The sequence below is a fragment of the Marinobacter sp. ES-1 genome, from assembly GCF_000475255.1.
Lineage (GTDB): Bacteria > Pseudomonadota > Gammaproteobacteria > Pseudomonadales > Oleiphilaceae > Marinobacter > Marinobacter vinifirmus.
The window spans coordinates 31,565-53,102 of the sequence record NZ_AXBV01000022.1; the positions used below are offsets into that span (position 1 = coordinate 31,565).

Consider the following 21,538-nt stretch of genomic DNA (forward strand, 5'->3'; position numbering starts at 1 on the left):
CAAGGAATGGTTATGAGTAAATGGACTTTATGGCTGGCCACGGGAATGGCCGTTGCTTCCGGATTTGTGCAGGGGGCTGAAGCGTTAACCATGCCGCAGAAGCCGCTTTATTTGGCAGATACGCAAGGTGTGCCGGGAGCCGTTGTGTTTGCACCGATGGCTGGTGGCGAGGGTTTTCTTCATGGTGGTGCTTACAGCAGTGATGCCGTTTTTACTGGATATTTTGATCCAGGCAAGTGCTATCTCTATCACTTCGATGCACGAGAGGCTGAGCGGCACTTTCGCCCTGCCAGGCGGGCTGAAGATCGCTATTGTGGTGGTGATGGTGAGTGGAGCGGCAATTTTCTTAATTGGGTGACAGCGACACCCGCAGATCATTATCGACAGACCTTGACGGGTGGTAATCGGGTTCGGGATGAGGATGATGAAATCTGGCTACAGCCCGCGTTGGCCACAAACAATACAGTGGCGCATCAACGCACTATTCGAGGTACTCAAGTAGTTCAGGGTGCTGCGCCTTTTAAAACGGAGCTCGGCTACCCGGTGTCAGAAATCTCGGTTCTGGCCGGCGGGGCCGGGCCCTCAATCATCGTGACCCCCGGTGTTTCTGGCAGTGAGGCGGAGCGGCCCGTGCAGGACTTTAATCCGGAAGAGTATCCCTATGCCGATGGCCGGAACGAAGCGGACCATTATTCTTACCGAATCAGTGCCAGGGTGAAAGTGTGTGACGCAAGCATTGGCCTGGAAGACAACTGTGTTACCGGTAACGGCAGTTCAGAACCGGAAGGGTTGGTTCAGCGTCATGCCGGGTTTCTGGGTTATAGCGCGGTGGTTGCCGGTGAAAGTGGCACAGGGCCGGTTGCTCAAGGGCTCGGCAGGGTTATTGATTACTTGAACGAGGCTGACTGGCATGCCGGTAGTGGGGCTTTTGGGGAGCTTCAGGCACTGGCGCTTCGGTTGTTTCAAAATACCAGCGGGACTGACGATCCGGTTCAGTACAGGTGCCAGGCGAATGCCATTGTTGCATTCGGCGGAGCCCGGTCAGCCGAATCGCCTGTGGTGCAGCATCCCGATCCTGCTGTGGTTGGCCGCATAGAGGATGTTCGTCCTGATCTTGAGGGTGAGCAACCCGTTACCATTTATCGAATTGATGGCCAGGAAAATATCGGTGAGCGTCTTGCCGGCGCATTTAAGCATCTTCTGGCAAATAATGAGGCAAGCGAGTCGGGGCTGACATCTGGTTCCACCACTACCGCACCCGACTCAGCCTTGTTCGGAGCCAGTTTTAACCCGTCTCACTGGACCGGTAGTTTGAAAGCAACGGATGCCTCGGAGATAGGTTACGAGCCGAATCAAGCCAGTGTTCATCTTTGGCAGGCAGGGGAAGTGCTGGATGGCCGTGATTTGCAAGCAAATCCCAGGGCTCTTTATACCTACAACGGCGATACTGGTAACGGTGTCGCTTTTGCGCCGGCAAGTATTTCTGGCTTTAGCAATCGCATGCGAGATGATTTGAACCAAGGGGATTTCACCGCAGCTGAACGTGTCAGGTATTTTCAAGGGCATGCCGTAGCAGGCTTGCGCCAGCGCGAAAGTTTGCTTGGGGACATGGTTCATTCCCGGCCGGTTTACGTTCAATCTCCGTCCCTCCCATGGCCGGGCAATGGCCCCTTTGCGGGCTACAGTAAGTTTCGGGGCCAATACGATGGTCGGCAGGCCATGGTGTATGTGGGGGCTAATGACGGCATGCTCCATGGTTTTTCCGCCGATACCGGGGAAGAGCTGTTTGCTTATATTCCCGAGTTTTTGGCGTCTTCCGCGGATGATCGTGGTCTCCACTATCTGACTAACCCCGGGTATCAGCACCGCTATTATGTGGATCTCACGCCCGTAGTCTCAGATGTTCATACCCGTGGTGCCAGTGATGGCTTTAAACGTTGGCGCACCGTTTTGGTGGGTGGTGTTCGCACCGGGGCCAAGGGCATTTTTGCTTTGGACGTTACAGAGCCCAAGATCTTTGCAGATGTTGCAGCCGGCCTTCCCATGTGGGAATTCAGCTCAACGGATGACGCCCGCATGGGCTATCAGCTTGAGCCACCGAAAATAGGCCTGGCCGATTGGGGTAAGGGCGAGAAGCGGTGGACCGTGTTTTTGCCTAATGGTTATGGCGCCGAGTCGCCGGCAACCGGTTTATTCATGCTGGACATTGAAGGCGGATTATCCGGGACCTGGCAAGAGGGCGTGAACTACCGTTTTATCGCTTTTGAAACGGGCGAAGGCGCAACCGGGTTGTCGCCGATACGGCAAGTTGATCTGGATGGCGACAGCATTATCGACCGGGTTTATGCCGGTGACCTGGAGGGTAATCTCTGGGTTGCGGCTCAGAATGGCCAGAAAGCCTGGGCAAATGCTTATAAAAAGCCTTTGCTGACTGCTCGCGTTGATGGTGCTGCTCAACCCATTACATCGCCACCTGCGGTTATCCGGTATCCGGAACGGCAAACAATGGTGCTGTTTGGAACAGGCAAATACCTGCATCAAGGTGATATTGCTGACAGTACGGTGCAGAGTTTTTATGGGATTTTTGATAAGCACGCCGGGATAACGCGCTCTGACCTGGCTCGCCGTGATTTGATCAGGACGTCGCTGAGTATTGATGGCAATACACAGAAGGTAAGGACTTCTAATGGAGACAGTTTTGATGCCGCCAAGTACGCAGGATGGTACGTGGATTTGCCGGCGCCTGGAGAGCGGATCGTGCAGGCGCCCCAGGTCAGGGGGCGAACGGTTTTTGTGAATACGCAAACACCAAGCGCCGATCCTTGTGATAACGGTGGTGAAAGCTGGTTGATGGCATTCGGTCTGGATGGCACAACTCCGGATCAGCCGGTTTGGGCAAAGCTGGAGGATTCCTTTGTGGGTATACAAGTCAGGGGTGGTAAAGTCTCTGAAGCAAGCATTATTGGCTCGGATGCGTTCATGCCGCGTTGGGATGGCAAGCTTTGGAAGGAACGGGTAGAGACTGGCCGGGCTCAGGGCCAACTGGGAAGGCAAAGCTGGCAGGAGCTCTATGAATAAATCTTGTTGCGGTTTTACTCTGATTGAACTGATGTTCGTTGTTGCCATCATCGGTATTGTTGCTGCTATCGCTTACCCGAACTATCAAGGCTACGTAGAAAAAGCCCGACGTGGTGACGCCCAGGGGGTGCTTATGCAGTTTGCCAGTGCCATGGAGCGTTACTACACCCAGAACAACACCTATGCAGGTGCAGATGACGGCAGTGGAGTGCCAGGCGCTCCACCGAGCGATCTGTTTCCCGATGAGGCGCCCCTGGATGGTAACGCCAAGTTCTACGATCTCACCATTCAGGATTTACAGGCTAATTCATTCACGTTGCGGGCAACGCCTAAAAACGGCCAGTCGGGCGACGGCTTTCTGCAGCTCCACTCCAACGGCGTGCGCGAATGGGATGCGGACAACTCCGGAAGCATCGGTGCCAGCGAGAATGCCTGGTATGAATGAGTAACCGGGAGGACTCTAGCTGCAGGTCACCGTATCACCGCTGGCATCTTCCAGAAGGCCGTCACCGTCTTCATCCTCGGAAAGCCTCGGTCGGCCACCCATGTTAACGACAATCTGTGCAGCCAGGTGGCTGTCGTTATCATCCGGGCACCAGACCAGATTGCCGATCGCGTAACTGGCCATGCCGGAAGCAAAGAATCGAAAATACGGCCGGTTAGCGGTATTCCCCTCCCAGCTGCCGCCTTTCGCGAGATGGGTGATACGCACGATATCGTCTTCGTGAGCAAGAACCCGATCAGCGTTTGGGTCCCGAAAGACGGTGATTGGTAGTGTATTCCAGCTGTCAGTGCACTGATTGGCTGAATCTAGCGGGCAAACGGTGACGGTTTGCTGATCCATGATGGCCGTGTTTCGGGCCAGGTTAATCAGTGTGATCATGTCGCTGACTGCGGAATGCCGGCGGGAGTTTTCGATGAGGCTTCCCATGGAGGGAATCGCGTAGCTGGCAATCACTGAGATGAGTACGATCACAATCATCAACTCCACCAACGTGAAGCCAGCTGAAATCCGTGCAGGTGCCATAGACAGTTCCTTGTCTTGTATTCAATGGGCGAGCATCCGGCTCACACCGACTATAGCCCAAACTGGCGGGCAATCAATCCATCCCCAGCTTCTTCAACCGATACCGCAATGCCCGAAAACTGATGCCCAAACGCCGGGCCGCCGCCGTTTTATTCCAGCGTGTCGCTTCCAGCGCTTTCTCGATAGCCTGGCGTTCAATGCCCTCCAGAAAGTTTTCCAGGTTCATTTCGCCATCGGGTATGGTGTTGGCGGGCGTGGTTTTGTTGTTTGATGTTGAAGTGCCAGCGTTGGCTGGGTCAGCCGCCGGGGCTGGCATATCGGGCGCCACCCCGCCATTCAGGTGCAGATCTTCGGCGTCGATGGCATCGTCATCGCACAGGGTGAAGGCCCGTTCCAGGATGTTTTCCAGCTCCCGCACGTTGCCGGGGAAGTCGTAATTCTGCAGGCGGTTAACGGCATCGTGTGTCAGTGTCGCGGGCTCGCATTCGTATTCGCGGGCAATGCGTTCGAGAATGTGGCGGGCCAGCAGCGAAATATCTTCACTCCGGTCGCGCAGTGGGGGGACCGCCAGTTCGATCACATTAATACGGTAGAACAGGTCCTGGCGGAAATTGCCGTACTGCACCAGCTCAGCCAGGTTTTTGTGGGTGGCGCTCAGGATGCGGATGTCTACGGCGATTTCCTGGCTGTCGCCGACCGGGCGCACGGCTTTTTCCTGGATGGCGCGCAGCAGTTTTACCTGCATGGCCAGGGGCAGGTCGGCCACTTCGTCCAGAAACAAAGTGCCGCCGTCGGCGCTGCGGAACAGGCCGGGTTTGTTGTCGATGGCGCCGGTGAAACTGCCTTTTTTGTGGCCGAAGAATTCGCTTTCCATCAGTTCGGACGGTATGGCACCGCAGTTGACGGCGATGAACGGGCCGTCGGCTCTCGGGCCTTGCAGGTGGATCATCCGGGCAACCAGTTCTTTACCGCTGCCGGATTCGCCGCTGATAAACACCGGGGCCTGGCTGCGAGCCAGTTTGCGGGTCTGATTGCGCAGTTTGCGGATTTGCGGGGATTCTCCCAGCAGCAGGCCGGGCTCGTCGTTCTCTTCGGCCGGCTGTAGTTTGGGCTCGGACAGCTTCAGGGCGCTGTTCACCAGTTCCCGCAGGCGGGGCAGTTCTACCGGTTTGGAGACAAAGTCAAAGGCGCCGGCTTTTAGCGATTCAATGGCAGTGTCCATGCTGCCGTAGGCGGTAATCACCGCTACCGGGGTGTTGGGGTTGTGTTCCTGAATCCACTGCACCAGTTCTATGCCGTTGCCGTCTGGCAGGTTCATGTCGGTCAGGCACAGGTTGGGCTGGTGTTGGGCCAGTAAACTCCGGGCGCTGGCCAGGTCGGGCGCGGTGTAGGCCTCTATGCCCATGCGCGTGAGGGTGATTTCCAGCAGGTCCCGGATATCCGGTTCGTCGTCTACAATCAGCGCGGTTTGTTTTGTCATTATCTGTGTTCAGTTCTTTGATGAATGGCAGTGCGTTGGCAGCCCGGCGGTCAGATCATCCGGCCCGGATGGGCAAAGGTAATCCGGAACCGGCAGCCGGGTTCGCCGTCTTCCACCAGCGACAGGTGCGCCTGGTTGGCTTCGCACAGTTCCCGGGCCAGGTACAGGCCAAGGCCGGTGCCGCTTTTGTCGGTGGTGAAAAACGGTTCGAACACGGAGTTGCGGTGTTCCGGGGCAATACCGGGGCCGAAATCCTTAACATCCACAAAGGCCCGCTCGCCATCGGCGCTGGTGCCTGCGGCTAATTGTATCCTGTTTTGGCCGCTGTACTGTTTGCTGTACCGCAAACCGTTGTCACACAGGTTTACCAGCACCTGTTCAACCTGGCTTTTATCGAACCGGGCGGCGGGTATGGCGTCATCGCAGAAGAGTTCAATCTGTACGGGGGTGTCGTCGTCCAGGGTTTGAAGGAAGTCCTGGCGGAACTCTTCAAGCCAGCTGGCTACATCCACCAGTTCGGTATCTGCTGCCCGGCGGCGGGACAAGTCCAGTACGTTTTCGATAATGCCGTTCACCCGCCGGGAATGGCGGCGAATGATATCCAGCATTTGCTGGTCGCCCTTGTCCAGGTTGGGAGATTCTTCCATCAACTGGGCCGCGTGGCTGATGGCGCCCAGCGGGTTGCGGATTTCATGGGCGATGCCGGCGGTCAGGCGGCCCAGTGAGGCCAGCTTCATTTGCTGGGCCTGCTGGGTAACCTTACTCATGTCTTCGATGAACATCAGTATCAGGTCGCCTTGCTCCTGGTCCAGCTGGGTCAGGCTGGCTTGTAATAACGGAGAGGTGTTTGACGGCTGGAAGGGCTCGATGCGCCTGCCGGGGTTTCTCAACCAGAGTTCCAGGCCCCTTTTCAGGGGCGGGGGCAGTTCCCGGTGGTGGCCGGATTCGCCCGCCTGGTGGCTGGCGGCGCCGAACAGCAGTTCTTCTGCCGCCGCGTTGGCCAGGCGAATGTGCCCGTACCGGTCCAGCACCAGAATGCCGGTGCGCATGCGCTGGATGATCTGCTGGTTGATCTGTTCCAGCTCGGCAATGCTCTTGGCCCGGCTGCTGGCCAGGGCTTCACTGCGGATCACCCGTTTGGAAATGCCCTGCAGAATCACCGCCGTGGCGAAATACAGGATGCCCAAAGAACCGGCCCGAACGATGTCGTCGGCACTTTCGTTGATGGTGATCACGGCCCAGCCGGAGATGCCCAGCGAGCAGATGGCCGCCAGTGCGGCGTAGAAGGTGCCCATGCGGGTGGGGGTCAGGATGTTGCCGGCGGCAACCGCGACAATCACCAGGTTGGCCAGCCCGTTGGTAATGCCGGAACTGGCCAGCAGCAAGCCGTGCATCACCAGGATATCTGCCAGTATGGACAGGGTAATGTGCCGCTGCCGAGGCTGGAAGCCGGCCAGCAGAAGCAGGGCGATAAAGCCATTCAGGGCCAGGTACGAAACCACCCCGGCCTGGTAGTAATCCAGCCAGCGGAAACGGGTGTCTGCGGTGAAAGGGTCTACAAACAGCAGGGCAACCAGCAGCAGGCTGATGACTACCCGGTAGTGGTTGTAGATCCGGAACAGGCGCGCCTGCTGGTATTTTGCCGGTGGCCCGAACGGGGAGCGGGCATGGGTTGTGTTGGTAAGCTCGGTTGCCATGAAGGGGTTATTGCCTCTGCCCGGAAGAAATCCTTGCCTTTGCGGGGTTATAATAGCCTTTTCATGGCAACAAGTTACAGGAGCCTTTGCATGGCCACACCCGGAACCGCATCCGCCGATTCAGACTCCCCCCGCAAGCTGCGGGTGGTTATGGCCCAGCTGGACTTTCTGGTTGGAGATATTCCGGGTAATACCGAGCTGGTATTGAAGGCCACGCAGCAGGCCCAGGAGCAGCACCAGGCCGATATCGTGCTGTTCCCTGAGCTGTGCCTGACCGGCTACCCGCCGGAAGACCTGCTACTGAGGCCGAGCCTGGACCTGCGCATTGCCGAGGCCCTGGAGCGTTTGCAGCAGGCCAACCTGGAGCCGGCCATGGTGATCGGCGCGCCGGTGCGTTCCGGCGGTTTGTTGTATAACGCCGCGGTGGTTGTCGAGAAAGGCGAAATCCGCGGCCGGTATTTCAAGCGTTGCCCGCCCAATTACCAGGTGTTCGATGAAAAGCGCTACTTCGCTGAAGGCCGCGATACTCTGGTTATGGATATAAAGGGTGTGCCGGTCGGCATCACCGTGTGTGAAGACATCTGGAAAGACGGCCCGCTGGAAGATGCCGCAGCCGCCGGTGCGCAACTGATCCTGAACCTGAATGCCTCCCCCTACGATATCGACAAACAGGCCCGGCGCAAGGCGCTGCTGGAACGCAAGGCGGCGGATAACCGGGTGAGCATTGTCTATACCAACCTGGTGGGCGGGCAGGACGAACTGGTGTTTGATGGCGGCTCCATGGTGGTCGACCATGCCGGTGCGCTGGCCGTTGAAGCGCCCCAGTTTGCCGACGGTCTGTTCCCGGTGGAATTCCTGTGTGAGCACCACTGCCAGCCGATCTCCCAGCCGTTGCCGGCGGAACCATCTTTGGAAGCCAATGTGTACAACGCACTGGTGATCGGTGTTCGGGATTACGTGAACAAGAACGGCTTTAAATCCGTGGTGCTGGGGTTGTCGGGTGGTATCGATTCTGCCGTGACCCTGGCGGTAGCTGCCGATGCCCTGGGCAAGGACCGGGTGAGGGCGGTGATGATGCCGTTTCGTTATACCTCCAGCGCCAGCCTGGAAGATGCGGAGGCTCAGGCCACGGCCATGGGCGTTCAGTACGATGTGTTCTCCATCGAGCCTATGTACGACGTGTTCATGCAAACCCTGGCCAAGCCCTTTGAAGGCACGAGGCCGGATACCACGGAAGAAAACCTGCAGGCCCGCCTGCGGGGCGTGTTGCTGATGTCGCTGTCCAACAAGTTCGGTTCTCTGGTGCTGACCACCGGTAACAAGAGCGAGATGGCGGTGGGTTATTCCACCCTGTACGGCGATATGGCGGGCGGTTTCGATGTGCTCAAGGATGTGCCGAAAACCCTGGTGTTCCGCCTGGCCTGGTACCGCAACAGCCTGTCGCAGGTCATTCCGGAGCGGGTGATTACCCGGCCGCCGTCCGCAGAGCTGGCGCCGGACCAGAAAGACGAGGACAGCCTGCCGGGATACGACATTCTGGACCAGATTCTGAACCTGTACGTAGAGCGTGATTACAGTGCCGAGGCCATTGTCGCGGAAGGTTTTGAGCGGGCGGATGTCGAACGGGTGGTAAGGCTGGTGGACATCAACGAATACAAGCGCCGGCAGGCACCCATCGGGGTGCGCATTACCGAGCGCGGGTTTGGCAAAGACCGCCGGTATCCGATTACCAACGGCTGGAAGATTGGTAAGTAAGGCCGCAGGCCTTACTCGTCTCCCATCAGGCCGAAGGTAACCACGTTGGTGAGGGATCGGTTCTGGCGGCGCAGGCGGTCAGACTGGAACTCACCGTTCTCATCAAAGGCTTCGCTGTTGGGGAAGTTCTGCCGCAGGGTAGCGATGGCATCGCTGGCGCCTTTCTTCAGGTCCATAAAGCGGAAAGTGTCGGCCAGCAGAATCAGGGCTTCTTCAACCGCCGGGGAAGACGGGAAGTTCTCCACCACGTAACGTGCCCGGTTGTTGGCCGCCACAAAGGCCTCGCGCTTGATGTAGTAGCGGGCTGCGTGCAGTTCCAGCTCGGCCATGCGGTTGCGGATGGCGATCATGCGCTGGCGGGCATCCGGGGCGTATTCGCTGTCCGGGAAGCGGTTCAGCAGCTGGGAGAAATCCCGGAACGCCTGCAACTGTTCGCCGGGGCTGCGGGCGGCCACATCAATCGGGAAGTAGCGGGCAGCCAGGCCCATGTCCAGGTTGTAAGACGCCAGGCCGCGCATGTACATGGCGTAGTCCAGGTGGTCGCTCTGGGGGTTCAGGCGCATAAAGCGGTCAGCCGCCGCCCGGGAGCCTTCCAGGTCCAGGTTCTGGTAGCGGGCGAAGATCAGGTCCAGCTGGGCCTGTTCGGCGTAGCGGCCGAACGGATAATAGGTTTCCAGGGCGTCCAGGTTTTCTTCGGCTTCGTTGAAGTTGCCGGAGTTCATGGCCTGGCGGGCGTTGTCGTAGTAAGTCTCTTCCGGCAGTACTTCCACTTCGCGATTAGAGGCGCAGCCGCTGGCCAGCGCAATGATAGTGGAAATTAGCAGTAATCGGACAACTGATCTCATGCCGGAATCCCGTATAATGGTCGCAACTTGAATGAACCCCGCATTGTAGCAAAAAGAGGCCGAATGTCTTCCGATAACCGTATTACCGGACATTACACCATCCCCCCGGAACTGAGCGACCGGCGGCTGGATCAGGCTGCGGCCGAACTCATGCCCGAGCATTCCCGCTCGCGCCTGCAGTCCTGGATCAAAAGCGGGGCGCTCACGGTGAACGGCGAAGCCCGCAAGCCCAGGGACAAAGTCATGATGGACGACGTTCTGGACCTGGACGCCGAGCCGGAAGTACAGGTTACCTGGGAAGCCGAGCCGATCACCCTGGATATAGTTTATGAAGACGAGCACCTGCTGGTGATCAACAAGCCCGCCGGGCTGGTGGTTCACCCAGCTGCCGGCCACGCCGATGGCACGCTGGTGAATGCGCTGCTGAACTATGCGCCGGAAGTGGAAAACCTGCCCCGGGCCGGCATTGTGCACCGGCTGGATAAAGACACCTCCGGCATAATGGTGGTGGCCCGCAGCCTGATTGCCCACACCTCGCTGGTTAACCAGCTGCAGGAACGTACCATGGGCCGGGAATACGAGGCCGTGGTAGTGGGTTCTCTTGCCGGTGGCGCTACGGTGGATGCGCCCATTGGCCGGCACCCGCAGGATCGCAAGCGCATGGCTGTGGTGTCGTCCGGTAAGCCGGCAGTGACTCATTACCGGCTGATTGAGCGCTTTGCCGCCCATACCCATGTTCGTTGCAAGCTGGAAAGCGGCCGCACGCACCAGATTCGGGTACACATGACCCACGTGCGCCATCCGCTGGTAGGTGATCCTGTTTATGGCGGTCGTCTGCGTTTGCCCAAAGGCACCACCGAAGAGTTGCGGGATGTGCTGGCGGCATTCCATCGCCAGGCCCTGCACGCCCGGCAGCTGACCCTGGAGCATCCGGAAACCGGTGAGATTCTGAGCTGGGAAGTGCCCCTGCCGGAAGACATGGTTCACCTGATCGAAACCCTGCGCAAGCATGCCCGGGAACTGGAAGAGAATGATTGCTGAGCACGATGTACTGCGCCCGGACTGGCCTGCGCCACGCCGGGTGCGGGCCTTGTGTACTACCCGTAAAGGTGGCGTCAGCCGGCCGCCCTGGCACAGCCTGAATCTGGGCGACCACGTGGGTGATAATCCTGGCCACGTGCTGGAAAACCGCCAAACCCTGGCCCGCTTCGCCGGGCTGGACGGCAATCGCATTGGTTGGCTGAATCAGGTGCATGGCACCGAAGTGGTTGAATTAACGCCTGCCACCGTGGGCTCCCGCCCGGATGCAGACGCCAGCTTTACCCGTATTCCCGGAATGGCCTGCGCCATCCTGACGGCTGACTGCCTACCGGTGCTGCTGGCGGACCGCAGAGGCACGGTGGTGGGCGCGGCCCACGCCGGCTGGCGCAGCCTGTGTGGCGGTGTACTGGAAAACCTGGTGGCCGCCATGGCGGTGGAGCCTTCGGAGCTGGTGGCCTGGATGGGCCCCGCCATAGGCCCGAAGCAGTTCGAAGTGGGCCCGGAAGTGCGCGAAGCCTTTATCGAGCAGTCCCCCGAAGCCGCTAGTGCCTTCAAATCAGCCGGTGCCCGCCCCGGCCATTTCATGGCCGACATCTACCACCTTGCCCGCCAACGCCTGCGGCACGCCGGGGTTAGCTCGCTATCCGGCGGTAGCCTGTGTACTGTGCGCGACCAGGACTGGTTTTTCTCCTACCGCCGCGATGGCCAGACGGGCCGTATGGCGTCGATTATCTGGCTGGGCTGACCGGTCGCAGCTGACGGCCGTCAAGTTTTCGTCGAAATAGTCAGCCCCCAGCTTGAAGTCCCCCTACCTGCCCCTACATTAAATGTCAAAGCAATCGGAATACGCCGAAGGCAACGGGCCGTGGTGCGTATTCGCAAAAAATTCGGGGAACTGAACTCATGAGAATCGACAAGCTGACCAGCAAACTGCAGTCCGCCCTGGCGGATGCGCAGTCGATCGCGGTAGGCAAAGACCATAATTTTATTGAGCCGGTGCATCTTATGCAGGCGCTGCTCGATCAGCAGGGCGGATCGGTAAAGCCGCTGCTGCAACAGGTGGGTGCAGAGGCTGGCCGGGTGCGCCAGGCCGTCGCCCAGGAAATTGAAAACCTGCCGGAAGTGCAGGGCAACGCCGGCGATGTGTCGGTATCCAATGATCTGGGCCGGCTGCTGAATATGGCGGACAAGCAGGCCCAGAAGCGGGGCGACCAGTTTGTTTCCAGCGAGCTGATCTTGCTGGCGGCGCTGGAAGACCGGGGTTCTTTGGGCCGCATTCTGCGGGAGCAGGGCGTAGACAAAGCCGCCCTGGAAAAGGCTATTGATCAGGTGCGTGGTGGTGAAACCGTGAACGATGCAGGTGCAGAAGAAAATCGTCAGGCGTTGTCCAAGTACACTATTGATCTGACCGAGCGGGCCGAACAAGGCAAGCTGGACCCGGTGATCGGCCGTGACGATGAAATCCGCCGTACCATCCAGGTTCTGCAGCGCCGGCGCAAGAACAACCCGGTGCTGATTGGTGAACCGGGTGTGGGTAAGACTGCCATTGTGGAAGGTCTGGCGCAGCGCATTGTGAACGGCGAAGTGCCCGATGGCCTGAAAGACAAGAAGGTGCTGTCCCTGGATATGGGCTCGCTGATTGCCGGCGCCAAGTTTCGGGGTGAGTTTGAGGAGCGCCTGAAGGCGGTGCTGAACGAGCTGTCGAAGCAGGAAGGCCAGATCATCCTGTTCATCGACGAGATTCACACCATGGTGGGCGCTGGTAAGGCGGAAGGCTCCATGGACGCCGGTAACATGCTTAAACCTGCACTGGCCCGGGGTGAGTTGCACTGCGTGGGTGCCACTACCCTGAATGAATACCGGGAAAACATCGAGAAAGACGCGGCCCTTGAGCGCCGGTTCCAGAAGGTGCTGGTCTCCGAGCCCAGCGAGGAAGACACCATTGCCATCCTGCGGGGCCTGAAAGAACGCTACGAAGTGCACCACGGGGTTGAGGTAACTGACGGCGCCATCATCGCTGCCGCCAAGTTGTCGCATCGCTACATCACCGACCGCCAGTTGCCGGACAAGGCTATCGACCTGGTGGATGAAGCCGCCAGTCAGATCCGCATGGAAATGGATTCCAAGCCGGAAGCGCTGGACCGCCTCGAACGCCGGCTGATTCAGCTGAAGATCGAGCGCGAGGCCCTGAAGAAAGAGAAAGACGACGCCTCCAAGAAGCGACTGTCTGAATTGTCGGATGTGATTGCCGGCGTTGAGCGGGAATATTCGGACCTCGAAGAAGTGTGGAATGCCGAGAAAGCGGCCCTGCACGGCTCCCAGAAGATCAAGAGCGACCTGGAGCAGGCGCGCATTGACCTGGAAACCGCCCGCCGCTCCGGTGACCTGGGGCGGATGTCGGAACTTCAGTACGGCAAGATTCCGGAACTGGAGCGCCAGCTGGAAATGGCCGGCCAGGCCGAGATGCAGAAGATGGAACTGCTGCGTAACCGGGTAACCGATGAGGAAATCGCCGAAATCGTTTCCAAGTGGACCGGTATTCCGGTGTCCAAGATGCTGGAAGGCGAGCGCGATAAGCTGATGCGCATGGAAGAGGCGCTGCACGGCCGGGTGATTGGCCAGGAAGAAGCGGTGGAAGCAGTGTCTAACGCCGTGCGCCGGTCCCGGGCCGGGTTGTCGGACCCGAACCGCCCCAACGGTTCCTTCCTGTTCCTCGGCCCCACGGGTGTGGGCAAAACCGAACTGTGCAAGGCGCTGGCGTCGTTCCTGTTCGATACCGAAGAAGCGATGGTTCGCATTGATATGTCCGAGTTTATGGAGAAGCACTCCGTGGCCCGGCTGATTGGTGCGCCTCCCGGATACGTGGGTTACGAAGAGGGTGGTTACCTGACCGAAGCGGTGCGCCGCCGGCCCTATTCCGTGCTGTTGCTGGATGAGGTAGAGAAAGCCCACCCGGATGTCTTTAACATCCTGCTGCAGGTGCTGGACGATGGCCGCCTGACCGATGGCCAGGGCCGCACCGTGGACTTCCGCAACACGGTGATTGTGATGACCTCCAACCTGGGCTCTCACATCATTCAGGAGAAGGCGGGCGAGGAGAACTACGAAGACATGAAGTCTGCGGTGATGGAAGTGGTGGGTACTCACTTCCGCCCTGAGTTCATCAACCGAGTGGACGAAGTGGTGGTGTTCCATCCGCTGGCGGAAAACCAGATCCAGGGCATTGCCCGGATCCAGATCGCGAACCTGGCGCAGCGCCTGCAGGATCAGGACATGCAACTGGAGATCGCCGAAGACGCCATGCAACTGCTGGCCGAGGTGGGCTACGATCCGGTCTACGGTGCCCGTCCGCTGAAGCGGGCGATCCAGCGGCTGATCGAAAACCCGTTGGCGCAGAAGCTGCTGAAAGGGGAGTTTATGCCGGGGGATACCATCGTGGCGACGGTTCAGGACAACGCCGTGGTGTTTGCTCGCAAGTAAGTGCTGCGCAGTGCCGGGGCTACTGGGCCCCGGCTATCAACCGGGAACGAAAAAGCCAGTCGGGTTGCCCGGCTGGCTTTTTTGTTTTACTGCTGCTCGGCTCGTTCTTCCATCGGGCCACAGTTCTCGGCGGCAATCTCTTCAAACTGCTTGCGCTGTTCCTCGATTTCTTCCGGGGTCAGGTAGCGCATCTCGCCGTTCTCCTCAACGCGAATCCGGGCGTTGCTCTCGATCACTTCAAGGTTGGAGCGGGCGGTGGCGCAGTTGGCTTCACGCTGTTTGCGCAGGGCTTCTTCCTGGGCGGTTTCCTGGCGCTGCTGGGCTTCAGCCTGCTGGCGCTCCTGGATTTCCTGAACCTGCTGTTGCGGGCTCACCCGGGACGCCTGGCCGCCGGAACTCTTGCCGGTGCGCACGTTAACAATCTCTGCAGATGCGCCATTAGGCTGGCGATCCCCGAAGTGGGTTACGCCGCTGTCGTCGGTCCATTTGTATACGGAGGCGCCGGCGGCGAAGCCCGGGGCGGCGGCCATGATCGCGGCCAGCATCAGGATTTTTCGGTTCATAGGTCCACTCGTTATTCGATTACTGCCTGGTGGCATGATGCCACCCCGAATGCGGATTTTCTTCTGTCTGGTTCAAATCTCTTGCACCATTATTGGCCAACCGGGGCCCTGTGTCTAAGAAAATGGTGGCAATTAAGCCACAGCGCCTATTGACAGTGAGTTTCGCGCTGTCAGAATTGCAGATTGCCTGAAGACTGGGGTCAATACGGCAGGCAATCCCGAGCGAGTATCCCCCGTTAATCACCACACTGCGTTCGCCACCCGCTGGCGGGCACTGGTTGTTGCTTACGTGCAACCCGTTGATTGGTCGTTCTCCGCAACCCTCAGGAGGGCGGCTGGCCAGGAGACAACCTCTTAAAAATGGTGTGGAGGAGTACGCCGGTTCCGCTTTCACAAGAAGCATGGAAACCGAGAATCCAGGCAACCGGGGCGTAACCCGGCTCATTCACTCGTAGAAGAGGGTAGAAATCGTGGAGTTATTGTCTGGCGCCGATATGCTGATCCGCTCCCTGCAGGATGAAGGGATCGAATACATATACGGCTATCCGGGTGGTGCAGCCCTTCATATTTATGATGCGCTGTTCAGGCAGGACAAAGTCAAGCATATTCTGGTGCGGCACGAACAGGCGGCGGTCCACATGGCCGACGGCTACGCCCGTGCTACCGGAAAACCAGGTACCGTACTGGTGACCTCGGGTCCTGGAGCCACCAACACTATTACCGGCATTGCCACCGCATTCATGGATTCCATCCCCATGGTGGTTCTGTGCGGCCAGGTTGCATCTACACTGATTGGTGAAGATGCCTTCCAGGAAACCGACATGATCGGTGTTTCCCGCCCGGTGGTTAAGCACAACCTCAGTGTGCGCCATCCGGAAGAAATTCCTGAAGTGATCCGCAAGGCTTACTATATTGCCTCTACCGGCCGCCCCGGCCCGGTTGTGGTGGATATCCCCAAGGATATGACCACCCCGAACGAGCGCTATGAGTATGCCTATCCGAAGAAGGTCAAGCTGCGCTCCTATAACCCGGCAGTTCGTGGCCATGCCGGCCAGATCAAGAAAGCCGTAGACATGCTGATGGCGGCCAAGCGCCCGATCATCTATGCCGGCGGCGGTGTGATCCTGGGCAAGGCTTCCAGTCAGCTGACCGAGCTGACCCAGACCCTGGGCTTTCCCATCACCAATACTCTGATGGGCATCGGCTGCTATCCGGCGACCGACAAGCAGCATTTGGGCTGGCTGGGTATGCACGGCACCTATGAAGCCAACATGGCGATGCACCATTCAGACCTGATTCTCTGTGTGGGCGCGCGCTTTGATGACCGCGTAACCAACGCCACCGAGAAGTTCTGCCCGGGTGCGCGCATTATTCATATCGATATCGACCCGGCATCTATCTCCAAGACCGTAGATGCAGACGTGCCCATTGTTGGCCCGGTGGATGCGGTACTGAAAGAAATGCTGTCGCTGGTAAAAGAGTCGAAGGACAAGCCGGATGCCGAAGCGCTGGGGTCCTGGTGGAAGCAGATCGAAGAGTGGCGTGCGTTCCACGGTATGCGTTACGAAACCAGCCCGGATGTGATCAAGCCGCAGGAAGTGGTCGAGATGCTCTGGAAGCTCACCAACGGTGATGCCTTTGTAACCACCGATGTGGGCCAGCACCAGATGTTTGCTGCCCAGTACTACAAGTTCGACAAGCCCAACCGCTGGATCAACTCCGGTGGCCTCGGCACCATGGGCTTCGGCCTGCCGGCCGCCATGGGTATCAAACTGACCCATCCGGACGATGAAGTGCTGTGCTTCACCGGTGAAGGCAGTATCCAGATGAACATCCAGGAGCTGTCCACCTGCAAGCAGTATGATCTGCCGGTGAAGATCATCAACCTGAACAACCAGGCCCTGGGCATGGTCAAGCAGTGGCAGGACATGAACTACGAGTCCCGTCATTCCCAGTCTTACATGGAGTCTCTGCCGGACTTCATCAAGCTGGCGGAAGCCTATGGCCATGTTGGCGTGCGCATTGATCGCAAGGAAGACCTGGAGCCCAAGCTCAAGGAAGTCCTGGCGATGAAAGACAAGCTGGTATTTGTGGATATTTACGTGGACCGTTTCGAGCATGTGTACCCGATGCAGGTTGCCCGTGGTTCCATGAAGGATATGTGGCTCAGCAAAACGGAGAGGGTGTGATCATGCGTCGAATCATTTCTGTTTTGCTTGAAAACGAGCCGGGCGCACTGTCCCGCGTGGTTGGGCTGTTTTCCCAGCGCAACTACAACATCGAAACGCTGACCGTGGCGCCGACCGAAGACGAGACCCTGTCTCGCCTGACCGTCACCACCAGCGGTTCCGACAAGGTTATCGAGCAGATCACCAAGCAGCTGAACAAGCTGATTGAAGTGGTCAAGCTGGTAGACCTGACCGAAGGTGCCCACATCGAGCGTGAGCTGATGCTGGTCAAGCTGAAGGCAACCGGTTCCCAGCGTGCGGAAATCAAGCGCACCGTGGATATCTTCCGGGGCCAGATTGTCGACGTAACCAGTTCGGTTTATACCGTTCAGCTGGCCGGCGACAGCAGCAAGCTTGATGGCTTTATCCAGGCTGTAGGCACGTCTGGCGTGCTGGAAGTGGTGCGTACCGGTGTATCCGGCATCGCCCGTGGCGAAAAGGTTCTCAGCCTGTAAGGGCTGCCCGAAAAATTTGAACACTATGGCCCTTAAGGGCTGTTACTGATAACAGAGGTTTCTCATGCAGGTTTATTACGATAAGGATTGTGATCTTTCCATCATCCAGGGCAGGAAAGTTGCCATTCTGGGCTTCGGCTCCCAGGGCCACGCGCACGCGTGCAACCTGAAGGACTCCGGTGTAGACGTAGTGGTTGGCCTGCGTGCCGGCTCCTCCTCCATCGCCAAGGCTGAAGCCTACGGCCTGAAGACCAGCGACGTGGCTTCTGCCGTTGCTTCCGCTGACGTTGTTATGGTGCTGACTCCGGACGAGTTCCAGGCCCAGCTGTACCGTGACGAAATCGAGCCGAACCTGAAGCAGGGCGCTACCCTGGCCTTCGCTCACGGCTTTGCTATCCACTACAACCAGATCGTTCCGCGCAAAGACCTGGACGTGATCATGGTTGCTCCGAAGGCACCGGGCCACACTGTACGCACCGAGTTCACCAAGGGCGGCGGTATTCCTGACCTGATCGCGATCTTCCAGGACGCTTCCGGCAACGCCAAGAACGTAGCCCTGTCCTACGCCAGCGGCATCGGCGGCGGCCGTACCGGTATCATCGAAACCACCTTCAAAGACGAAACCGAAACTGACCTGTTCGGTGAGCAGGCGGTTCTGTGTGGTGGCGCGGTTGAGCTGGTTAAAGCCGGTTTCGAAACCCTGACTGAAGCAGGCTACGCTCCGGAAATGGCTTACTTTGAGTGTCTGCACGAGCTGAAGCTGATTGTTGACCTGATGTACGAAGGCGGCATCGCCAACATGAACTACTCCATCTCCAACAACGCTGAGTACGGCGAGTACGTAACCGGCCCGGAGGTGATCAACGAGCAGTCCCGCGAAGCCATGCGTAACGCACTGAAGCGCATCCAGAGTGGCGAATACGCCAAGATGTTCATCTCTGAAGGTGCCCTGAACTATCCGTCCATGACTGCTCGTCGTCGCCAGAACGCGGCTCACGAGATCGAGACTGTGGGCGAGAAGCTGCGTTCCATGATGCCGTGGATTTCCGCGAACAAGATCGTGGATAAAGAAAAGAACTGATCCGGAATTTCCGGTACGGTTTGAAAGCGCGGCCCTAGTGGCCGCGTTTTTCGTATATACTCCGCCCAAATGCTTTCCGGAGTTTATGGAATGACTGAAGAGAATAAATCTGTCGACAAGCCTGAACCGAACAAGGCTGCAGAGCTGGACCTTGAAAGTGGCGAGGTTGTCGAGGAAGAGTTGGTTGAGGGAGCCAAGGTGCGCCGCAAGGGCATCTACCTGCTGCCCAATGCCCTGACCACCGCATCCCTGTTTTCCGGGTTCTATGCCATTGTCTCTGCCGCTAACGGCGTGTTCGATAACGCCGCCATCGCTATTTTCGTGTCGATGGTTCTGGATGGTCTGGACGGCAGGGTGGCCAGGATGACCAACACCCAGAGCAAGTTCGGTGAAGAGTATGACAGCCTGGCCGATATGGTGGCCTTCGGCGTGGCTCCGGGTATGGTGGCCTTCTTCTGGGCCCTGAACGGGCTGGATAAAGTGGGCTGGGCTATTACGTTCATCTACGTGGCCGGCGCGGCATTGCGGCTGGCTCGCTTCAACACCCAGATTGGCTCTGTTGATAAAAAGTTCTTTGTGGGTTTGCCGAGCCCGGCTGCAGCCGCTTGTGTGGCAGGCCTGGTCTGGTGCTTCCATCAGTTTGAACCGTCCGCCTGGCTGACCTTGCTGTCTATTGTGGTCGTCGGCGGTGCCGGCGTGCTAATGGTGAGCAACGTTCTTTACCGCAGCTTCAAAGACCTGGATTTGCGGGGCCGGGTGCCTTTCGCCGCTATCTTGCTGGTGGTTTTGATACTGGTAGTGATCGCTGTAGACCCGGCCACCGTATTGTTCACTGCGTTCCTGATCTATGCGTTGTCGGGTCCGGTCCGTGCCTTGTTCCGCAAAAAGCCAAAGCGCGCCTGACGACAACTGCCTCCCGCCCGGATCCGCCCGGGCGGGAATTTCTCCGGGAATGTTCGGTCTATCTGTTAACCGCGAACTCTGGAGCCTCCGATGTTTATCAAGCAACGCCCTTCCTGGTCTGTCCCCGAATCTGAAGTAACCCCTGAATCTGTTTACGTTAACCGGCGCAAGTTCATGACCGGTGCTATTGTTTCAGCCGCAGCGCTGTCGATTCCGGGACTGGTTCGGGCGGAAGATACCCGGCCGGGAACGGTTTTGGACTACAAGGCTGCGCCGCAATTCTCCACAGGCGAGAAACCGGCCCCGTATGATGCCATCACCACGTACAACAATTTCTACGAATTCGGCACCGGCAAGCAGGACCCATCCCGCTACGCTTCGGAAATGTCTGTGGACCCCTGGTCCGTTGAAGTAGAAGGGGAGTGTGCGAATCCCGGCAAGTACGCGCTGGAGGATTTGCTGAAGCCTCACCAGTACCAGGAGCGGATCTACCGGTTGCGGTGTGTGGAGGCCTGGTCAATGGTGATCCCGTGGGTGGGGGTACCGCTGGCGGAGGTGATCAAACGCCTGGAGCCGAACTCGGATGCGAAATTCGTCTACTTCGAAACGCTGAATGCCCCGGAGCAGATGCGCGGACAGCGATCTCTGTTCAGTACCATCGACTGGCCCTATCGGGAAGGCCTGCGTATGGATGAGGCGATGAACGAGTTGTCGTTTCTGGCGGTAGGTCTGTATGGAAAGACCTTGCCCAACCAGAACGGTGCGCCGATCCGCCTGGTGGTGCCCTGGAAATACGGTTTCAAGAGTATCAAGTCGATTGTGCGTATCCGCTTTATGAAAGAGCAGCCGAAATCCAGCTGGGAAATGATTGCGCCAAGCGAATACGGTTTCTATGCCAACGTGAACCCGGAAGTGGATCACCCGCGCTGGAGCCAGAAGATGGAGCGCCGTTTGCCTTCGGGCGTGTTCCGGCCCAACTGGATCGAGACGGAAAAGTTTAATGGCTACGGCGAGCAGGTGGCCGGCCTTTACAAGGGCATGGACCTGTCCAGGTATTACTGATGGCGTCCGCTGTGGCAAACAAGTGGCGCGGTATTGTCGGAAAGTGCCTGGTGTTTGGTTTGGCCCTGCTGCCGCTGGGCTTCCTGGTGGCAGACATTGTCAATGCCAACCTGGGGCCGGACCCCGGGCAGGTCATTACGGAAGCGCTTGGCATTGCCGCATTCCAGCTGCTTCTGGTTACGCTCGCTATTACCCCATTAAAGAAAGTAACCGGCTGGTCGGGCTGGTTGCGTTACCGGCGGATGCTGGGGTTGTTTGCCTTTTTCTATGCCGCGTTGCATCTGCTGGCCTTCCTGCAGCTGATTCTGGGCTGGATGGATCTTTGGGCGACCTTTACCAAGCGCCCTTACATTATTGCCGGTGCTGCCGCATTTCTGGCGATGGTGCCCCTGGCGATTACATCTACCCGGAGAATGATGAAGCGTACCGGGCGGTGGTGGAAGCCGTTGCACCGTTTGATTTATCCGGCTGCGATACTCGCGTGGGTGCACTTCCTCTGGCAGGCAAGAAGTGACATTACCGAAATGGTGGTTTACGCGGTAATTCTGGCGGGATTGTTGGTGGTGCGGGCCAGGTGGTTTGGTGTTTCGTCTCTGGTGCCACTAAAAAGAACTTGAAATACGTCACAAAATGGACAATAAATAGTCATTGTGGTGAGCGATTGATCAGGCATGTAGGTGGAAACCGAAGCCTGCCAGGTTTTTTCGGAAAAGGGCGTTGACAGTTTTTCTTACGCCTGTAGAATGCGCACCACTTCTGAGGGACAAGCCACTTACGGCAACTTTCGGAAGGAATGCAACCGATTGAAAGTATTCGAAAAAATGCTTCAGAAATTATTCGAAA

The 21,538-nt window shown here is 58.2% G+C and carries 17 protein-coding genes; 12 read left to right on the forward strand and 5 right to left on the reverse strand.

Annotated elements, in window-relative coordinates; all coding sequences use genetic code 11:
- The first annotated feature begins 12 nt into the window (after positions 1–12).
- A complete protein-coding gene (locus tag Q668_RS01240) occupies positions 13–3,078 on the forward strand; it encodes a pilus assembly protein (RefSeq protein ID WP_022987767.1) in 3,066 nt (1,021 codons plus the stop codon).
- Positions 3,071–3,523 carry a type IV pilin protein gene (locus tag Q668_RS17580; RefSeq protein WP_022987768.1) on the forward strand — a complete coding sequence of 151 codons (453 nt, stop codon included), beginning with the start codon at positions 3,071–3,073 and terminating at the stop codon, positions 3,521–3,523. The genes Q668_RS01240 and Q668_RS17580 overlap by 8 nt, the downstream gene beginning before the upstream one ends.
- A gap of 15 nt (positions 3,524–3,538) precedes the next feature.
- On the opposite strand, the gene Q668_RS16570 is transcribed toward Q668_RS17580, so the two are convergent.
- The 3 genes from Q668_RS16570 to Q668_RS01260 all read right to left on the reverse strand — a co-directional run bounded on the left by Q668_RS16570 (position 3,539) and on the right by Q668_RS01260 (position 7,282).
- Complete coding sequence (locus tag Q668_RS16570) at positions 3,539–4,105, reverse strand: GspH/FimT family pseudopilin (protein WP_022987769.1); 567 nt, start codon at positions 4,103–4,105, stop codon at positions 3,539–3,541.
- A 73-nt stretch (positions 4,106–4,178) separates the two neighbouring features.
- Positions 4,179–5,585, reverse strand: coding sequence for a sigma-54-dependent transcriptional regulator (locus tag Q668_RS01255; RefSeq protein ID WP_022987770.1), 1,407 nt, complete (start codon positions 5,583–5,585; stop codon positions 4,179–4,181).
- Positions 5,586–5,635: 50 nt separating this feature from the next.
- A complete protein-coding gene (locus Q668_RS01260; protein ID WP_022987771.1) occupies positions 5,636–7,282 on the reverse strand; it encodes a sensor histidine kinase in 1,647 nt (548 codons plus the stop codon).
- 90 nt (positions 7,283–7,372) lie between these two features.
- On the opposite strand from Q668_RS01260, the gene Q668_RS01265 reads away from it, so the two are divergent.
- Positions 7,373–9,037, forward strand: coding sequence for an NAD+ synthase (locus tag Q668_RS01265; RefSeq protein ID WP_022987772.1), 1,665 nt, complete (start codon positions 7,373–7,375; stop codon positions 9,035–9,037).
- Between the two features lie 11 nt (positions 9,038–9,048).
- Here the strand turns inward: Q668_RS01265 and Q668_RS01270 are convergent, their stop codons facing one another.
- Positions 9,049–9,882: an outer membrane protein assembly factor BamD gene (locus tag Q668_RS01270; RefSeq protein ID WP_022987773.1), complete on the reverse strand. Its 834-nt coding sequence runs from the start codon at positions 9,880–9,882 to the stop codon at positions 9,049–9,051.
- Between the two features lie 63 nt (positions 9,883–9,945).
- Between Q668_RS01270 and rluD the strand changes: the two genes are divergently transcribed.
- The 3 genes from rluD to clpB all read left to right on the forward strand — a co-directional run bounded on the left by rluD (position 9,946) and on the right by clpB (position 14,403).
- Positions 9,946–10,923 carry a 23S rRNA pseudouridine(1911/1915/1917) synthase RluD gene (gene rluD / locus Q668_RS01275; RefSeq protein ID WP_022987774.1) on the forward strand — a complete coding sequence of 326 codons (978 nt, stop codon included), beginning with the start codon at positions 9,946–9,948 and terminating at the stop codon, positions 10,921–10,923.
- On the forward strand, positions 10,913–11,668 hold the full coding sequence (gene pgeF, locus Q668_RS01280) for a peptidoglycan editing factor PgeF (protein ID WP_022987775.1): 756 nt from the start codon (positions 10,913–10,915) through the stop codon (positions 11,666–11,668). The genes rluD and pgeF overlap by 11 nt, the downstream gene beginning before the upstream one ends.
- Positions 11,669–11,826: 158 nt before the next feature.
- Positions 11,827–14,403 carry an ATP-dependent chaperone ClpB gene (clpB, locus tag Q668_RS01285; protein WP_022987776.1) on the forward strand — a complete coding sequence of 859 codons (2,577 nt, stop codon included), beginning with the start codon at positions 11,827–11,829 and terminating at the stop codon, positions 14,401–14,403.
- 86 nt (positions 14,404–14,489) lie between these two features.
- Here clpB and Q668_RS01290 read toward each other — a convergent pair whose 3' ends face one another.
- Positions 14,490–14,966 (reverse strand): DUF4124 domain-containing protein, encoded by a 477-nt coding sequence (locus tag Q668_RS01290; RefSeq protein ID WP_022987777.1) that lies wholly within the window; start codon positions 14,964–14,966, stop codon positions 14,490–14,492.
- 470 nt (positions 14,967–15,436) lie between these two features.
- On the opposite strand from Q668_RS01290, the gene Q668_RS01295 reads away from it, so the two are divergent.
- The 6 genes from Q668_RS01295 to Q668_RS01320 all read left to right on the forward strand — a co-directional run bounded on the left by Q668_RS01295 (position 15,437) and on the right by Q668_RS01320 (position 21,312).
- A complete protein-coding gene (locus Q668_RS01295; RefSeq protein WP_036218829.1) occupies positions 15,437–17,155 on the forward strand; it encodes an acetolactate synthase 3 large subunit in 1,719 nt (572 codons plus the stop codon).
- 2 nt (positions 17,156–17,157) lie between these two features.
- Positions 17,158–17,649, forward strand: coding sequence for an acetolactate synthase small subunit (ilvN, locus tag Q668_RS01300; RefSeq protein WP_036218832.1), 492 nt, complete (start codon positions 17,158–17,160; stop codon positions 17,647–17,649).
- 64 nt (positions 17,650–17,713) lie between these two features.
- Positions 17,714–18,730 (forward strand): ketol-acid reductoisomerase, encoded by a 1,017-nt coding sequence (ilvC, locus tag Q668_RS01305; protein WP_022987780.1) that lies wholly within the window; start codon positions 17,714–17,716, stop codon positions 18,728–18,730.
- 90 nt (positions 18,731–18,820) lie between these two features.
- On the forward strand, positions 18,821–19,633 hold the full coding sequence (pssA, locus tag Q668_RS01310; RefSeq protein WP_022987781.1) for a CDP-diacylglycerol--serine O-phosphatidyltransferase: 813 nt from the start codon (positions 18,821–18,823) through the stop codon (positions 19,631–19,633).
- A 90-nt stretch (positions 19,634–19,723) separates the two neighbouring features.
- Entirely contained in the window at positions 19,724–20,695 is a 972-nt protein-coding gene (gene msrP / locus Q668_RS01315; RefSeq protein WP_022987782.1) for a protein-methionine-sulfoxide reductase catalytic subunit MsrP, read from the forward strand.
- Entirely contained in the window at positions 20,695–21,312 is a 618-nt protein-coding gene (locus Q668_RS01320) for a sulfite oxidase heme-binding subunit YedZ (RefSeq protein WP_022987783.1), read from the forward strand. Before msrP ends, Q668_RS01320 begins: the two co-directional genes overlap by 1 nt.
- Positions 21,313–21,538: the final 226 nt, after the last annotated feature.

What these genes read in the sequence shown, in the direction of transcription:
- Q668_RS01240 (WP_022987767.1), top strand. Translation starts at nt 13, where the DNA reads ATGAGTAAATGGACTTTATGGCTGGCCACGGGAATGGCCGTTGCTTCC.
- Q668_RS17580 (WP_022987768.1), top strand. Translation starts at nt 3,071, where the DNA reads ATGAATAAATCTTGTTGCGGTTTTACTCTGATTGAACTGATGTTCGTT.
- Q668_RS16570 (WP_022987769.1), bottom strand. Translation starts at nt 4,105, where the DNA reads ATGGCACCTGCACGGATTTCAGCTGGCTTCACGTTGGTGGAGTTGATG.
- Q668_RS01255 (WP_022987770.1), bottom strand. Translation starts at nt 5,585, where the DNA reads ATGACAAAACAAACCGCGCTGATTGTAGACGACGAACCGGATATCCGG.
- Q668_RS01260 (WP_022987771.1), bottom strand. Translation starts at nt 7,282, where the DNA reads ATGGCAACCGAGCTTACCAACACAACCCATGCCCGCTCCCCGTTCGGG.
- Q668_RS01265 (WP_022987772.1), top strand. Translation starts at nt 7,373, where the DNA reads ATGGCCACACCCGGAACCGCATCCGCCGATTCAGACTCCCCCCGCAAG.
- Q668_RS01270 (WP_022987773.1), bottom strand. Translation starts at nt 9,882, where the DNA reads ATGAGATCAGTTGTCCGATTACTGCTAATTTCCACTATCATTGCGCTG.
- rluD (WP_022987774.1), top strand. Translation starts at nt 9,946, where the DNA reads ATGTCTTCCGATAACCGTATTACCGGACATTACACCATCCCCCCGGAA.
- pgeF (WP_022987775.1), top strand. Translation starts at nt 10,913, where the DNA reads ATGATTGCTGAGCACGATGTACTGCGCCCGGACTGGCCTGCGCCACGC.
- clpB (WP_022987776.1), top strand. Translation starts at nt 11,827, where the DNA reads ATGAGAATCGACAAGCTGACCAGCAAACTGCAGTCCGCCCTGGCGGAT.
- Q668_RS01290 (WP_022987777.1), bottom strand. Translation starts at nt 14,966, where the DNA reads ATGAACCGAAAAATCCTGATGCTGGCCGCGATCATGGCCGCCGCCCCG.
- ilvN (WP_036218832.1), top strand. Translation starts at nt 17,158, where the DNA reads ATGCGTCGAATCATTTCTGTTTTGCTTGAAAACGAGCCGGGCGCACTG.
- ilvC (WP_022987780.1), top strand. Translation starts at nt 17,714, where the DNA reads ATGCAGGTTTATTACGATAAGGATTGTGATCTTTCCATCATCCAGGGC.
- pssA (WP_022987781.1), top strand. Translation starts at nt 18,821, where the DNA reads ATGACTGAAGAGAATAAATCTGTCGACAAGCCTGAACCGAACAAGGCT.
- msrP (WP_022987782.1), top strand. Translation starts at nt 19,724, where the DNA reads ATGTTTATCAAGCAACGCCCTTCCTGGTCTGTCCCCGAATCTGAAGTA.
- Q668_RS01320 (WP_022987783.1), top strand. Translation starts at nt 20,695, where the DNA reads ATGGCGTCCGCTGTGGCAAACAAGTGGCGCGGTATTGTCGGAAAGTGC.